Source organism: Pullulanibacillus sp. KACC 23026 (assembly GCF_029094525.1).
GTDB lineage: Bacteria > Bacillota > Bacilli > Bacillales > Sporolactobacillaceae > KACC-23026.
This window is the reverse complement of record NZ_CP119107.1, coordinates 698,817-714,483: the sequence shown is the minus strand read 5'-3', so window position 1 is coordinate 714,483 and position 15,667 is coordinate 698,817. Positions and strand designations below refer to the sequence as shown.

Sequence of the window (15,667 nt, the reverse complement as noted above, 5' to 3'; positions counted from 1 at the left end):
AATACCTCAAAGGATGTAATAGTTGGATTGTCATCCAGCTATTAGATATAGAACCTCAATCAACCAAATTCCATAGTTAATGCTTTCCATCAAACGCAAAAAACCACCTTGATCATGACAATCAAAGTGGCTCGCTGATTTCTATTCTTTTTATAGGTAACGTTTTGCTCCTAAATAACGCGGTCCCCAATAGGAGTTGGAAAGACTGTTAATCATAACGCCGTGGCTAGAGGTGGCACTGATGAATTCATTATTGCCAATGTAGATCCCGACGTGAGAAACGGTGCCCGCACCATTGGTCGTAAAGAACACGAGATCGCCTTTTCTAAAGAGAGATCCCTTACTTCCGCCTGTGAAGAGAGTTGAGGAAAGCTAAGGGACAGCTACACGCTCTTTAACACAGACATAACTGACAAACATTGGTCCAGTCAAACCCACTCGGTGGAGTGTAGCCTCTCATTTCATTGAACGTACGTAACATCTTTATCCTGAATCATTCGTTTTTAACAAGAACCATAATAGGCCCGAAATTGGTTGGGCTTTATTATTCAGTTTCGGCACCCAATAAAAGAGAGCCTATTATTCCTGCATTATCACCTAAACCTGGACTCACAATATAATGATTTAAATCGGGTGTTGGGACATAATTGTTCATTAAATTCGCGAATTCATTTCGAATGAGTGGATAAAGCTGGCATTGTTTCATTACACCGCCACCGAGGATTATTTTTTCAGGTCGTATTGTTAAGGTTAGATCCACTAAAATTTGCGCTAAATAATAGGCCTCCATTTCCCACACTTTATGATTCTTTTCAAGTTCATACCCCTTTTTGCCATACCTTCCTTCAATAGCAGGCCCTGACGCTAGACCTTCCAAACAATTATTATGGTAAGGACAAACTCCTTTATAGCTATCATCTGGATGTTGTCTTACTAAAATGTGCCCCATTTCCGCATGCCCATGCCCCTCTAAAATTTCCCCATTTATGATTGCGCCGCCACCAATTCCAGTTCCAATCGTCAAATAAAGACAACTCTTATTATCAATTGCACTGCCTTTTTTGTATTCCCCATAGGCTGCGGCATTTACATCAGTCGTCCAAGCAATCGGTATATTGTAACGCCCTTTTACCGCACCTAGAAAATCAAAGTAACCCCACCCTGCTTTTGGGGTTGTGGTGATAAAGCCATATGTACCTGAATTTTTATTAACATCAATAGGACCAAATGTTCCAATTCCCATTGATTTCAGTGGAAACTGGTCAAAAAATTTAAAGACAAGGTGGAGTGTTTCAGTAGGAGTTGTCGTTGGAATACTTATTCTCTCAATTATTTCAAACTGCTGATTACTTATTGCACATACAAATTTCGTACCGCCTGCTTCTATTGCACCGTAGTACATACGTACCACCCCACTAATATTTTTTGTACTTATTTCAAATCAATCTTATTTTTTTTCTTCCTCTTTTCATTTTGTAAAAGGTTTCACCCATTATTAAACTGATCGTTTTAAGGGCGTGAAGCGATGGCATGTAATCTACCATCAAAAGTGTAAGTCCCAATTGTCGCGGGCAGGATAAAGTGATCTCCTTTTTTAATTAAAAAATTCCCTTCATTAGTAGTTAGTTGCCCTTCTCCATCTAGGATACTGACTAGAAGAAAAGGGAACTCTTGAGATTTAGAAAACTTTCCATCCAGTAAGACATCATAAACGGTAAAGTTTTTCTCAGAGACCAGTTCAGTGAGAACCGCTCCCTGTAGTTCTTTTCTTTTTTGAACAAGGACGGGATCAAGGTGCGGAAAAGTGGTCACCGAAATTGATGATTCAATGTGCAGATCACGCGAGAGCCCATTTAAATCTTTTCGATCATAATCATATACACGATAAGTTATATCAGAGCTTTGCTGGGTTTCTAGGATCAGAATCCCTCCACCAATAGCATGAATTGTACCACTTGGAACATAGAAAAAATCGCCTGACTTAACCTTGAGTTTTCGAAGAAGTTTATCCCACCCCCCCGCATTAGACATTTCCCTAAATTCTTCAGGTGACTGGGCATGATGGCCATAGACAATTTCTGCTCCTGGTTCAGCTTTAATTACATACCAACATTCCGATTTTCCATATGGAACCTTCTCAACTTTTTGTGCATAACGATCATCCGGGTGAACCTGTACCGATAGTTCAGTACGAGCATCCAAAATTTTTGTTAAAAGAGGGAATTCCTTAGATGGAAAGTGTCCAAATAGCTCTGGGTTTGTTTTCCAGACTTCGTCAAGATATTTACCTTTTAAAGGCCCATTAACAATTTCAGACGGTCCATTAGTGTGTGCTGAAATACCCCAGCACTCTCCTGTTGTATCTGTTGGAATATTATAACCAAATTCAGTAAATAGTTTATTCCCACCCCATATCCGTTCTTTAAAGACCGTTTTTAAAAATAACGGTTCCGACATAGTTTCCCACTCTCTCTATATTTCTATTTCTATTAACATTGGATTGATAGATTTTAAGTCACTCTTTAATTTGATTTAGCCAGCACTAGGCTCTTTCCTAACTTCCTTAATATCTTATTTTAGATTCATTTGTAAAACGCGTCACAAATCATTATATGTTGAAACAGAAAGTGTTTCCCATGGTAGTTTTTTATTCTCAAGCTGCTTAATTTGTATTGTTTTTTCCTCACCTGGCAATAAATCAAAGAAGTTATCTTCTAGAATAAGTTGCTCAATCTCCATTTCAATGGTTACCATTCGAGTTAAGGCTTTTGAGGTAAAGGTCAATGATTGTTCTTCCTTATTTATATGAACCTGTAGATTCGGTTTTGGTAATTGAATGTCTTTTTGGTCCCGAAAGTAATAGAAATTATCTTCAACTTGATTGGATTTCCCACGAATGACGATCACCGCACAAGTCGGATCTAGGCCTTGTAGAATATCTTTTTCATTAAAACTAGCCACTTTAGTTGTACTATTTGAATTAATGGTAATAGGGTACTTTTGACTAAAGTAGGTCTTACCATAAAAATCAGAAACAATAAACGTCAATTCATCCTGCCATTCTTCTAATTGATCATTTATTCCCCATAGGTCTATTACGCCACTTGGATGATAGTCTAATGTGTACAAAATGGGACTGAAAAACTTTCTAGCATAATGATAGGACGCTTTAGGAAGCTGATAATAATCAATCAATGACCAACTGGTTCCCGGCCAGCAATCATTTAATTGCCAAATAAGTGCGCCACTCGTTTGAGATTTATTCCGACGATAATGTTCAATTCCGAACTTTAGTCCTTCCGCTTGCGTTAACATTGAGAATTTAAGATACTGATCCAAATTTTCTGGAATACCTGTATAACCCTCCATCAATAAGATCCCTTTCGGATGATGAACATCTTTATTGCGATAGGCTAATTCTTCGCTTCCCCAATAAAACTGATCTTCCGGAATATTACTTTTCAGAGTAAATAAATTGGAAGAGGCATGCATTCCAAATTCACTCGCAAATGCCGTAGTATCCTGCTTAAACTTTTTAAAAGAAACCCCTTCCACGCTATAATCGACTTGCTGCGGCTCTCCAAAGGTTCTAGGCTCTATATTGCCATGCCAAACTTGCCAATTGTGAGTATCCCCTTGTTCACGAGAGTTATGATCATTCCCTCCGTATGGAGAACTCGGCCAGTATAGCCTTGTGGGGTCTAACTCCTCTAGAAGTTCTGGCATTAGCTCATGGTATATTTTTTCTCCATAAAAAGGATCCGTAATTTCACCCGAGGAATAAAGAGCTTCGTATAACCAATCATTCTCATTATTTCCACACCAAATAGAAAGGCAGGGATGATTTCGCAAGCGTTTGACCACACTAACAATTTCTTTTTGAACATTATCCATGAAGTTTTTATTATAGTCTGGATATAGGGCACAGGCGAACATAAAATCCTGCCAGACTAAGATCCCCTGCTGATTACATTCTTTATAAAAAATATCCTTTTCGTAAATTCCTCCTCCCCAAACACGAAGCATGTTCATATTAGCCACTTTCGCCATCTTTATCAAATGAACGTACCTTTCATCGGGAGTCGACGCTATAAAACTATCAATTGGAATCCAATTGGAACCCTTGGCAAAAATTTCTACTCCATTTAGTACAAAAGTAAAACAGTGCTGCCCCCGATCATTAATAAGTTTAACCTCCGTTGTTCTAATTCCTACTTGTTCGGTTTGCTTATCAACAATTTGAGAGTCCGCTAATAAAGTAACATGAAGGTTATATAGGTTCGGCTCTCCTAAATCATGAGTCCACCAAAGCTTTGGATTCTGGATAGTAAGATTAACTTGTGCTTTTCCATTGATAATTCCGGTAGTTGTCGTAATAACATCCTCGCCATTTACTAACTTTACATCGACATAATAGCTTATATTTTTATTCCAAAGGCACGTATCAATTTCCACTTTCACAATAGCTTGATCTTCTGAAACTTCCAGTGTGTGAGCAAAAACTGAATCTATTTTTCCACATTTTCTTTTTTGAAGTAAGACGTTTTTCCATATCCCTGCACTCACGAGACGCGGACCCCAATCCCAACCAAAATGACTTTGGGCCTTTCGAGTCCAAATCCGCTGCTTACTAAATCCAGACCAGTAATATTGGGTTTTGTCTTTCACCTTAAAATCGATTGGATCAAATTTTACGGCCAGTACATTTTTACCTTTTCTTAATTCTCTCGTTACATCAAAAGTATGACTAATAAACATATTTTCAGTTGACCCAAGCTCAACACCGTTAAGATAGACCGTTGCATACGTATCTAGTCCCTCAAATATCAACTCAAGACGTTCACTCTTTTCAAATTTGTCCTTCCACTCAAATGTCGTTCTGTACCACCAAACCTTTTCTTCTACCCATCGGCATTTCAAATCGTTATGGCCATAAAAAGGATCCTCTATAAGGCGATGTTTCAAAAGTGTGGAGTGAACTTCCCCAGGAACTTGCGCTCTCATCCAGAAATAATCAATATACTCTGGTGAGGCAATTTCAAGGTCCCTTTCTGCCCCCACATCAAAAAATTGCAACTTCCAATTTCCATTAAGTTCCATTACATGACCCTCATTCGTTAAAATTTTAAAAAAGCCATGCCGAATGAACGACCATGGCCAAATTTTTTAAATATAAATAAGAGATTCAAGAATCTCTGACAAGCTTAATTCTGCGCAAGCCATTGAGGTATCCGCCACACCGTAATACATTTTGACAACATCCCCTTCAACAATTGCTCCACAAGAAAAGACCACATTTCCAAAGAAGCCTTCCACTTCATAATCTGCCTCTGGTTCTAGAATGGGATGATTAGACCGGGCAATCACCTTAGTTGGATCATTCAAATCAAGTAAGACAGCTCCCATACAATATCTATGGTCATGAGACGCACCATGATAAAGCTCCAACCAACCTTTATCAGTCTTAATTGGCACGGCTCCTCCTCCCATACGAGCGTTGTCCCACTCATCTTGACGAAGTCCTAATAGGAACTTGTGATTTCCCCAATGTTTTAGGTTCGTCGATTCAGCAATCCACATTTCAGGTCGTCCAATACTTTTTGGGACAGGGCGATGAATGGCATAATATTTTCCGTTCACTTTTTCCGGGAATATTAATACGTCTTTATTCTCAGGAGCAAATATCATGCCATGGTGTTCATGAGATTTAAAATCTTTGGTTGAAACTAATGATTCACCAACACCAACAGGAGAAACGGCACTAAAGTAAACATAATAAGTATCCCCAATTTGTGTCACTCGTGGGTCTTCAACCCCAAAAGTCTCTAATTCATTTGATGGATAAACAAAAGGCTTATCATCAATTTCAAAATGGTGCCCGTCTTGACTTCTGGCAATTCTTAAATAAGATAGAGAAGTTAAATAAGTAAAGCCTGAAGCATCTCCTTTTTTACGAATGACACGAGGATCCGAGAAATCATAGTCTGTGTCGTCTAAGCGGAAATCAAAAATTTCTAATTCATTTCGTGTTGGATTATAGATCGGAGCCTTTACAATATTCGGATCAACACTGATAGGCCGCTCCGCAATACGGAGAACCATAATGATCTCATCTTTAAATTTAGCTACCCCGGCATTGAATGCACCGATCACTTCAAAATCACTTCTATGTGGGGTGACGTCCTTTGGTGCCACTACAGGGTTTTCCTCATATCTATATACATGCATACGGTTATTTCTCCTCTTCCAATAATCTAGGGTTTCTATTTCTCAGCTTGATACCTAACCGTCATCGACCTTGGTTTGATTATTAAACTTCAAATTTCAAAAACGGATCTTTGACAGTGATTTTTTGAGCTTCGGCATCGCTAATGCCAGCGTAAAATTCAGCGTTACCGTCGGCTTTTCTAATTAATCCTCCACTAAAAACAACATCAATGAGGTCCATACGTTTTGCTTCCCCCGGAAGAAAATGGCTTCGAGTAGTAAGTAACCGGAGTGGAGTATGTCTTCCCGTTTCAGGGTCCAAAACAAACGTCATTGGATAATAATGCCGATTGCCTTCATCATCAAAACAAGCAATATGGCCAAGAACCCCAACGCTTCCATTTTTAAGTAGATGAAGCTCATTGGCTCCACCCCATTCCTCATCTGTAAATTGATTGTCTAAAAGAGGCGCATTATTAATGGCATCAATGGTTAGATCATCAAGAGAAGCCAAACGTGTAAAACCGATTTTCCCTCGACCACCTTTATCACCTTGAGGTCTTGTGAAAACACCTATTGTCCCATCACTTAATTGAATAAGGCGAAGATCCTTCATCCCATCAGGCCCTTTGGCAAATTCTTTCAGGCCAGTTAAGTTGTCTCCTTTATAAAAGACCGTTCTCCAGCCAAGTGCACCTTCTATAGATGAGTGCGGAAAGGTTTGAACGCCTCCTATAATTAGTTGTCCTGCAATCTTTGTCACAAAAGGATCTTGTAATGGTAAAACCGGCGCATTAGATTTTGGTACCCATACATTTGATTGATTGATAAAAAAATAGACCTCGGATTGTTCACTATCTCGTGATTCAACACGACCAGCTATCACGATCTCCCCATCGTCTTCGAACGGGGCAGTAATGTTGTAGACATCCCGATCTCCTACACCTGCAAATACAAGTTTTTCAGGGTTCTGAGGAAATTCATTATTACTCAAGTAATCTTTAAGTAGTTCGTCACACGTTTTGATATGATTGGCTTCCATTTTTCTTTAATCCTCCAGTAAAGAAGCTATTATAACTTCATTGGGTAGAACGACTATTTCTGATTGGTTTTCCAGACTGCTTCTTTTATTAGAAATTAATAGCTTCCAAGAGTGTTTGTAGAGTTCCTTCAAATCTAAAAACTGGCTCATTCCCCCAAAATTAAAGATGCCCAATACACGTTCATTATTGTATTCTCTAATAAAATAGATCAGGTGATTCTTGTATTCTAATCGTGTATAAGAACCTAGTCGCATAACGTCATTCTCATTTCGCAACTTTATTAGTTGCCTATAAAAACACAATATAGAGAAAGGTTCATGTATTAGATTTTCAACTGTATTAAGATGGAAATTATTAGGGAGATGAATCCAAGGTTCAGCAGTCGAAAAGCCTGCGAAAGATGACTGATCCCACTGCATAGGCGAACGAGATTTATCTCTTCCCTTTTTATTAGCTTCTTCTAAAGCAACCTCTCTTGAATGTCCCGATTTTATGAGAAACTCATAGGCTATTTTTCCTTGAACATCCTTTAGTGTTGAAGGATCTTCTATTATGAGATCCCTCATTCCAATCTCATCCCCATAGTAAATAAATGGAACACCTTTAGCGGATAGCATTAGTCCAGCTATAAGTTTTGCCCGTTCCTCCTCATCCTGTCGATCACCGTTACTGAATCTTGAAATATGTCGTGACATATCATGACTAGAAAAGAACAAGGTTGGAATCTGCTGATTAGTATAGATCTGTTCCATTTGCTTAAGTTGCAAGAAAATCGATTCCGCATCAAATTTAGGGAGACTCCCTAAATTGAAATTAAAGACGACATCTAATTTTCCAGGACCACAATAATCTTTCAAGACATTCAAATCCTCTGAGCCCACTTCGCCAACAAGAAACTTACTAGGATAACTATGGACAAATTGAGAGATCTCTTTAACAAGGTCTAGAATGCCCTCCTGATCTTTATCGAATAGATGGATTTGTTCATCCGTATTGTTTTTATAAGGATTATTTTTAAAATCACGATTAACCGTTAAGAAGTTAATGACATCTAAACGAAACCCATCTATTCCTTTGTCCAACCAAAATTTCATGACATCAAACATTGCGTTTTTGACGTCAGGGTTTGCCCAATTCAGGTCAACTTGTTCTTTTGCAAAGGCGTGGTAGTAATACTGGTCGGTTGCTTCATCATACTCCCAGGCTGTCCCTCCAAAAAACGATTCCCAATTGTTTGGAGGGCCTTGAACAACAGGATCTCTCCAAATGTACCAATCACGTTTAGTATTATTTTTTGACTGTTTGGATTCTTGGAACCAGGCATGCTCAGATGATGTGTGATTCAATACAAGGTCTGCAATCACTTTGATTTGACGTTCATTGGCCATCTGTACAAAATATTCAAAATCCGCCATTGACCCATAATCTTGGTCAATTTGATAATAATCAGCAATATCATACCCATTATCCACTTTTGGCGACTTATAAAATGGGGTTAACCAGATACCATTAATGCCAAGTTCTTTTAAGTAATCAAGCTTAGAAGTTAATCCTTTAAAATCACCAATGCCATCCCCATTGCCGTCACAAAAGCTTGGAATATAGACTTCATAAAACACTGCCTGTTTCCACCAATTCTGTTCCAAAAAGCGATCCGTCCCTTATTTAAGAGTAAATTGCATTCCTTCCTTAAATTGCTTAGAGAAAATAAGAAAGATTATAATTATAGGGAAAGTTAATAGGACACCGGCTGCATACATCGGCCCAGGATATTGTCCATATGGACCGAACATCTGAGATAACAAGACATTTAGCGTCTGCATCTTATCACCATTTGTAATGATCATATCCCATAGAAGTTCTGTCCATCTTTCCATAAAGAGAAAAAGAAAAATAACTGTTGTAATAGATTTTGACATTGGTAAAACGATTTTAAAGATAATTTTCCACGTTGATGCGCCATCCAACTGAGCCGCTTCAATATAAGTATCCGGTATCGCTTTAAAAAAGTTCGTATACATGAAGATAGCCCATAGACTTACTGCTTTAGGCAAAATCATCCCTAAATAGGAGTTAAATAACCCCATTTTTTCAACAACTAAAAAGGTAGGAATCAGTAAAATTAAAGCTGGAAAGAACATTTGAAATAAGATGATATTATCGATCGTCTTTCTTCCTTTAAATTGCATCTTGGATAAGGCATAAGCCACCATGACACCAAAAAGCATCATTAAGAAGGTAGAAGCAGCTGTAACAATTAAACTGTTAAAAAAGGAATGGATCCATGGCATTGGCGTCACACCTTGGCCTCCACTAAGTAACCATTCATAAGACTTTAAAGTGTAATGCGTCGGAATGAGTTTTTGGTCAACTTGATCCCAAACTGCAAATGAACTTAAAACCATATAAATGTAAGGAAAGACCATAACAACCAATAGGATCGTCGCTATCAAATATCGAATTGGTACGCCTCTTTGTTTAGACCCAACCATTACGTTTCCCCCACAGTTCTACGACTTTTCTAATAATATAAATTGAAATAAAGGTTACAACCGAGGCAATAATGGCAATCGCAGAGGCATAGCCTGCCTGTAAGTTTGTAAAAGCCTGAGTAAAAATCTCCATTTGCCATGTATTAGTCGCATTATCCGGTCCCCCACCAGTTAACTGATACACCTCAGTGAAAATCCCAAACGTAACTCCAACAGCTAAAATCACAACTGTATATAAAGCGGGGTAAAGAAGTGGAAAAGTGATTTTCCAAAAACGTTGCCAAGCATTGACCCCATCTACGGTAGCCGCCTCGTATACCTCTTTGCCAACACTCTCAAATCCTGAGGTAAGAATTAAAGCGTAATAGCCCGTAAATTTCCAAGCGATAATAACAGCTACCACAACCAGTGCAGAAAAAGGTGTCCCTAACCAGTTGATATTCAAACCTAAATCATTTCTAAGCATTGAATTAATTGGGCTATTGTAAGAAAGTAACCCTTTTACAATAAGGGACGAAACAACCCCTGAAGCCAAATAAGGGAGAAAAAATCCGACTAAAAACAGTCCTTTAAATCTTGGTAATGAATTGACAACAAAAGCGACAATTAAGGACATCACCAAAACCAGTGGAACAAATACAATTAAAAATTTAAAAGTAACAAAAAAGGCAGAATGAACGCCGGCACTTTTTAAAGCATTTATATAATTGGTAAACCCAACAAAATTAAATGTAGGAGCAATCAAATTCCAATTTGTTATGGATAAGAATAATGACCAAACTAATGGTATGGCAAAAAATAGGATTGAATATAAAAGGTAAGGACTGGCAAATAGCCAGCCCAACCTTCCTTGCCCTTTACCTTGCATTTTAATTCAAGGCCCCCTTGATATCGCTCTTCATTTTGTCCCAACCATTTTGAGGTGTTGTTTGTCCTTTCACGACAGGAATGAAGGCATCATTTCCAATAAGTGTCTGCAAATTATTATAATTGGCATTATCTATTGAAGGGACAGCGTATGGAATTTCTGCTGCATATGGTTTCATCTCAGGGTGTGCTTCAAAATAGGACTTAAATGTTGAATTTGACTCTAAATCATCTCTTGCTGGAGGTAAACTCGTTGTTTTCAACAACTCCAGGTCATTTTCTGGGTTTGAGAAGACCCAGCTAATAAATTTGAGCGCTGCTTGCTGTTCTGGTTTTGGAGCGGAAGAATAAATCGCGATTCCTTTTGTATCCGCAAATGTTTTCACAGTGCTAGAATTGTAATTATCAGGAACTGGAGGTGTGCTTAAGGCATACGTTTTATTCAACTGCATACTTGGAAAATTAGAATCCCAAGTAGAAAATGACCATGGTCCAAGAGATTCAAAGACGCCCAAACCCGTTTCAAACGGATTTTTAGACTGACTAGTAAGTAAGGCATTTTTCTTTTGAAGCTGACTCATCAAATCTAGAACTTGAGTGCCCGCTTTATCGTCAGCTACGAAACTATTACCGCTTATAAAAGAATTTCCGTTTGATGCCGCATCATACAACATAAAGAAGTCAAACCATCTTTGATAAGCTGTAGGATCTACAAGCGTATTCGAAGCCCACAAAAATTTATTTGGGTATTTAGCTTTTAATTTATCCGCCAAATCAAGAACTTGACTATAGGTCTTTGGTGGTTGGTTAAACCCTAATTTCTTGAGAATATCGATTCGCCATGCAAATAACATAGCATTCGAATAGACTGGTAGGACATATTGATGACCATCAGTGAATTTCCAACCTTGAATTGTATTATTCATGTGTCTTTCACTAATTATTTTGTTATATCCATTCATTTGGTCTAATGGTACAATGGCCTTACTTTGAGCAAGTTGAGCCGCAAAACTACGTGAAATATTTTCAGAAGCAGTTGGCGCATTTCCGCCAGCGATCGCAGCTTGAATACTCGCTTCAGAAGTTGGACTTTCTTTCATAGGGCTTACATTAACAACAATGTTTGGATTTGCTGCCATAAACTTTTTGGCCATATCTTTCCAATAAGTTACCTGAGTTGGATTTGGTGCTGCCCAGAAGGTTATAGTTACTTTACCGTTCTTGGAACTTGATGTTTGAGAAGAACTATTACCTGTGGAAGCACTATTTCCGGTTGAACAACCCGAGAGTATTATCGATAGCATCAAGACAACCATGACAATTGGTGCGAATTTTCTCATTTTCATTCTCCTTTAAGATTTGTTAGGCTTACTCAAACAATATGAATTATGATTTGTAAGTGTTTTCAAACCTTACAAAATACATTATTAATCATTACAAAATGGTTGTCAACAACTTTATTGCAAATTGTCTTGTAACGTGATTTAATTATTGTAACGTTACTATAAAAAGAATAGAAAAGGTATGAATTTAAATGAAAAAGAAAATTACGATGCAGGATATTGCGGATCATTTAAATATTTCGAAGAACTCGGTCTCACAGGCGCTTTCCGGAAAGGATGGCGTTAGCGAGGAGACAAGGCAACTGGTTCAAAAAGTGGCAAATGAGTTAGGCTATGCTTATCCAAGTAAGAAACCTGGGAAAGCACAATCACAGAATATCGCTTTAATTGCTTCTGACTTCACCATCTCATTAAAAGGCTTTTTTGGGGAAATCTATTTAAGCATCGAAAAAGAACTTCAAAAACGAGGCATGCATTTATTCATAAAGTCAATTGACCAACAATCTATTGACCATTTAAAACTTCCTTCCTTGTTTGATTTACAAGAGATCGATGGTGTCATAATTATGTCCCACCTAAGCCGAGAGTACATTCAAAAAGTGATGGACACCGGTCTTCCAACTGTTCTCATCGATCACCACGATCCTCATCTTAAAGTCGATTCAATTCTAACTAATAATCGATTTGGCGCCTATTTAGCTGTAGAACATCTTATTCAGTTAAACCATCGTGACATTGCCTTCGTCGGAAATACCAAATTTTCACCGAGCTATTATGAACGATTAGAGGGATATAAGTTAGGTTTAAATACTTATGGGATTGAAATTAAAGAGGAATTTATCTTTGATTCCGTTGAAGAAACGGATACAGCCACAGAATCACTAATAAGCAATCTTAAAAAGCAACCAACCGCTTGGTTTTGTGTAAATGATGGTTTTGGGTATTTAATCAGTTCCCATCTCCAATTAAAAAATATAAAAGTTCCTGATGACGCTTCTGTATGTAGTTATGATAATGGCCAACTTTCTAGAATAGCTACACCAAAAATTACGACTATGGGAATTGATCTAGAGTACTATGGTCAAATAGCCGTGGAACAACTTTTATGGAGAATGGAAAATATCAACAAACCTTATCAAGAATTACTCCTACCATCTACATTGATTAAAAGACAATCAACTTCAACCGCCCCAATAAAGTAAAGCACACAATATTGGGGGAACTCTAATTCCATAAGAAATTATAAGAAAACAAAAAAATAAAAGGACCGGTCCCTTACTAGCGAGATTCTGAAACGCGGGGACGGTTCTCCCGTTCCACTTATTCTTGTATGGTGGGAGTAACAAGTTATAGTGCAACATCCTCATGTTTGTGGGTAAACGTAGACATCTACCTTGCATCATGCTCTAAAAATGAAAACAACCACCTTGATCATCACAATCAAAGTGGTTGGCTAAATCAATATAACGATGAGTTCCATAACACGATAGACACACCTATCTCCTTTTACTTATATGCAGAACTGCGCTCTCTCCCCCACTTTCCAAACGTATGAGGAGTTAAATAAAGAGCTGTCTTTCAATATCAGATTAGTTGTGAATAACAGAATAGTGATCCAATAATTCCTTCATATAAGAAAGAATATCATCTCTTAAGTCTTGATTTTTCAAAGCCATGTCTATAGTGGTTTGAATAAAACCGAGTTTCTCACCTACATCATATCGTTGGCCCTCAAAATCATAGGCAAAGACGCGTTGGATTTCATTCAACTTTTGTATAGCATCGGTTAGCTGAATTTCACCACCCGCTCCAATTTGTTGCTCATCGAGAAATCTAAAAATTTCTGGTGTTAACACATAACGACCCATTATGGCTAGGTTGGATGGCGCTGTCCCTGGGGCTGGTTTTTCTACGAATTGATTGACTTGATACCGTCTTCCTTCATGAGAAATGGGATCAATAACACCATAACGATGCGTCTGATTTTCTGGAACGGTTTGGACACCAATTACAGAGGAAAGCGTCTGTTCATATTGATCAATTAATTGCCGCAAGCACGGTACTTCTGATTGAACAATGTCATCCCCAAGCAATACTGCAAATGGTTCATCACCAATGAACTTTCTTGCACACCAGACGGCATGCCCTAAGCCTCTTGGCTCTTTTTGACGAATATAATGAATCTCAACACTTGAGGAACGATTAACTTCTTCTAAAAGCTTGAGCTTACCCTTTTTCTCTAAGTTTTGTTCAAGCTCAATGTTATTATCAAAATGATCCTCAATAGCTCGTTTCCCCTTACCTGTAACAATGAGGATATCCTCAATACCAGACTCAATTGCTTCTTCAACAATATATTGGATGGTTGGTTTATCTACTATCGGAAGCATCTCTTTCGGCATAGCCTTCGTTGCAGGTAAAAACCTCGTACCAAGACCCGCCGCAGGAATAATCGCTTTTCTCACTCTCTTCAATACCCTAACCCCCTAGTCAATTGTACCCAATAATTATACACAACTTTCAATCTAGTATAAACCCAAAAATTTGGAAATGAAACGCGGGGACGGTTCTTCCGTTCCATCACACCTTTTTATGAGTAACATTAGTGGTAGTCAGGTTAGAATTTTTGACTTTAGTGTGAGGATAGAGCTATATCCAGTTTGACATAGAGAAACAGCGGGCATGATGTACGAACTAAGTCGTCTGATTATAGACGAGTGCAACTCTCGCTATCAAAATGATCCTGCTCGCGACTCCATATAAAACCTCCAATGCTATTACGTTTTGGTGAAGAGGTTTACTTTTTTAATAGCTCCAACTTGAAGATATATAGTTAACGGTACACGTTAACCTAGTAAGACTATAAGAGCTCTATAAAGCAAAAAACCACCTTGATCCTAACAATCAAAGTGGCTCGCTGATTTCTATTCTTTTTATAGATAACGTTTTGCGCCTAAATTTGTGTTTAATACACTATGTAAGTTCTTCAAATTTAAGGTCTAATGGATAGAAGACCCAAACGGTATTAGTTGTTCAAAGATAAAATCATTAATCTATCAAGCATATTTTAATAAACTTCTTGCTTCTTCAATCTTATGGACAAATTGGGATGCAAGATTTGTAATTGTTTTATAATCTCCTATTTTTGCACTTGATGTTAAACTTCCTCCAACTCCAACTGATACAGCCCCTGCACTAATCCATTCTTCAACATTATCAAGGTTTACACCACCAGTTGGCATTAGATTAGCTTGAGGGAGTGGTCCATTCATCGCTTTGATTATTTTTGGTCCAAAAGCCTCTCCTGGAAATACTTTTAAAATATCTGCTCCTAGTTCCATGGCTCTTACAGCATCTTTAATGGTCATAATCCCTGGCATACAAGGCACTTGATATCTATTGCAAAGGCTAACAGTCTCTTCGTTTAGATGGGGACTGACCACATATTCGGCCCCTGAGAGTAAAGATATTCTTGCCGTTTCAGGATCTAACACAGTACCTGCTCCTATAATAATCTCATTTTGATACTCTTTAACAAGTTCTTCAATAACTTGGGATGCACCAGGAACAGTATAAGTGATTTCAATTGCTGCTGCTCCACCTTTTAAACAGGCTTCTGTTATTTTTTTAGCTTCATCTGCATTGCTTGCTCTAACGACTACGACGAGTCCTGAATCCATAATTTTTTTGATGATTTCCCATTTCTTAGTCATCG

Annotated in this window: 13 protein-coding genes; 1 reads left to right on the top strand and 12 read right to left on the bottom strand. The window is 38.0% G+C overall.

Going from position 1 to position 15,667, the window contains the following annotated elements; translation table 11 throughout:
- Window positions 1-150 precede the first annotated feature (150 nt).
- The 10 genes from PU629_RS03150 to PU629_RS03105 form a co-directional block, all read right to left on the bottom strand.
- On the bottom strand, window positions 151-312 hold the full coding sequence (locus PU629_RS03150) for a C40 family peptidase (protein ID WP_275282820.1): 162 nt from the start codon (window positions 310-312) through the stop codon (window positions 151-153).
- A gap of 232 nt (window positions 313-544) precedes the next feature.
- On the bottom strand, window positions 545-1,402 hold the full coding sequence (locus PU629_RS03145) for an ROK family protein (protein WP_275282819.1): 858 nt from the start codon (window positions 1,400-1,402) through the stop codon (window positions 545-547).
- Window positions 1,403-1,509: 107 nt separating this feature from the next.
- Window positions 1,510-2,457 (bottom strand): mannose-6-phosphate isomerase, class I, encoded by a 948-nt coding sequence (manA, locus tag PU629_RS03140; protein WP_275282818.1) that lies wholly within the window; start codon window positions 2,455-2,457, stop codon window positions 1,510-1,512.
- A gap of 141 nt (window positions 2,458-2,598) precedes the next feature.
- Entirely contained in the window at window positions 2,599-5,100 is a 2,502-nt protein-coding gene (locus tag PU629_RS03135; protein WP_275282817.1) for a beta-mannosidase, read from the bottom strand.
- 66 nt (window positions 5,101-5,166) lie between these two features.
- Window positions 5,167-6,228 carry a BtaManbiosPhlase gene (locus PU629_RS03130; RefSeq protein ID WP_275282816.1) on the bottom strand — a complete coding sequence of 354 codons (1,062 nt, stop codon included), beginning with the start codon at window positions 6,226-6,228 and terminating at the stop codon, window positions 5,167-5,169.
- A gap of 82 nt (window positions 6,229-6,310) precedes the next feature.
- Window positions 6,311-7,249: an MTP-1 family protein gene (locus PU629_RS03125; RefSeq protein ID WP_275282815.1), complete on the bottom strand. Its 939-nt coding sequence runs from the start codon at window positions 7,247-7,249 to the stop codon at window positions 6,311-6,313.
- A gap of 6 nt (window positions 7,250-7,255) precedes the next feature.
- A complete protein-coding gene (locus tag PU629_RS03120; RefSeq protein WP_275282814.1) occupies window positions 7,256-8,896 on the bottom strand; it encodes a glycoside hydrolase family 13 protein in 1,641 nt (546 codons plus the stop codon).
- Window positions 8,897-8,911: 15 nt separating this feature from the next.
- Complete coding sequence (locus PU629_RS03115) at window positions 8,912-9,742, bottom strand: carbohydrate ABC transporter permease (RefSeq protein ID WP_275282813.1); 831 nt, start codon at window positions 9,740-9,742, stop codon at window positions 8,912-8,914.
- Window positions 9,729-10,610, bottom strand: a complete 882-nt coding sequence (locus tag PU629_RS03110; protein ID WP_275282812.1) for a carbohydrate ABC transporter permease — start codon at window positions 10,608-10,610, stop codon at window positions 9,729-9,731. Before PU629_RS03110 ends, PU629_RS03115 begins: the two co-directional genes overlap by 14 nt.
- Before the next feature lies 1 nt (window position 10,611).
- On the bottom strand, window positions 10,612-11,955 hold the full coding sequence (locus PU629_RS03105; protein ID WP_275282811.1) for an ABC transporter substrate-binding protein: 1,344 nt from the start codon (window positions 11,953-11,955) through the stop codon (window positions 10,612-10,614).
- A gap of 188 nt (window positions 11,956-12,143) precedes the next feature.
- Here PU629_RS03105 and PU629_RS03100 point away from each other — a divergent pair, with 188 nt between their 5' ends.
- Window positions 12,144-13,154: a substrate-binding domain-containing protein gene (locus tag PU629_RS03100; RefSeq protein ID WP_275282810.1), complete on the top strand. Its 1,011-nt coding sequence runs from the start codon at window positions 12,144-12,146 to the stop codon at window positions 13,152-13,154.
- 387 nt (window positions 13,155-13,541) lie between these two features.
- Here the strand turns inward: PU629_RS03100 and galU are convergent, their stop codons facing one another.
- Both galU and PU629_RS03090 read right to left on the bottom strand, forming a co-directional pair.
- Window positions 13,542-14,426: a UTP--glucose-1-phosphate uridylyltransferase GalU gene (gene galU, locus PU629_RS03095; RefSeq protein WP_275282809.1), complete on the bottom strand. Its 885-nt coding sequence runs from the start codon at window positions 14,424-14,426 to the stop codon at window positions 13,542-13,544.
- Window positions 14,427-15,008: 582 nt separating this feature from the next.
- Window positions 15,009-15,665 (bottom strand): bifunctional 2-keto-4-hydroxyglutarate aldolase/2-keto-3-deoxy-6-phosphogluconate aldolase, encoded by a 657-nt coding sequence (locus tag PU629_RS03090; protein ID WP_275282808.1) that lies wholly within the window; start codon window positions 15,663-15,665, stop codon window positions 15,009-15,011.
- Window positions 15,666-15,667 lie beyond the last annotated feature (2 nt).

Excerpts from the sequence above, each read along its gene's own strand:
- PU629_RS03100 (WP_275282810.1), top strand. The coding sequence starts at position 12,144 with ATGAAAAAGAAAATTACGATGCAGGATATTGCGGATCATTTAAATATT.
- PU629_RS03090 (WP_275282808.1), bottom strand. The coding sequence starts at position 15,665 with ATGACTAAGAAATGGGAAATCATCAAAAAAATTATGGATTCAGGACTC.
- manA (WP_275282818.1), bottom strand. The coding sequence starts at position 2,457 with ATGTCGGAACCGTTATTTTTAAAAACGGTCTTTAAAGAACGGATATGG.
- PU629_RS03145 (WP_275282819.1), bottom strand. The coding sequence starts at position 1,402 with ATGTACTACGGTGCAATAGAAGCAGGCGGTACGAAATTTGTATGTGCA.
- PU629_RS03130 (WP_275282816.1), bottom strand. The coding sequence starts at position 6,228 with ATGCATGTATATAGATATGAGGAAAACCCTGTAGTGGCACCAAAGGAC.
- PU629_RS03105 (WP_275282811.1), bottom strand. The coding sequence starts at position 11,955 with ATGAAAATGAGAAAATTCGCACCAATTGTCATGGTTGTCTTGATGCTA.
- PU629_RS03135 (WP_275282817.1), bottom strand. The coding sequence starts at position 5,100 with ATGGAACTTAATGGAAATTGGAAGTTGCAATTTTTTGATGTGGGGGCA.
- PU629_RS03115 (WP_275282813.1), bottom strand. The coding sequence starts at position 9,742 with ATGGTTGGGTCTAAACAAAGAGGCGTACCAATTCGATATTTGATAGCG.
- PU629_RS03110 (WP_275282812.1), bottom strand. The coding sequence starts at position 10,610 with ATGCAAGGTAAAGGGCAAGGAAGGTTGGGCTGGCTATTTGCCAGTCCT.
- PU629_RS03125 (WP_275282815.1), bottom strand. The coding sequence starts at position 7,249 with ATGGAAGCCAATCATATCAAAACGTGTGACGAACTACTTAAAGATTAC.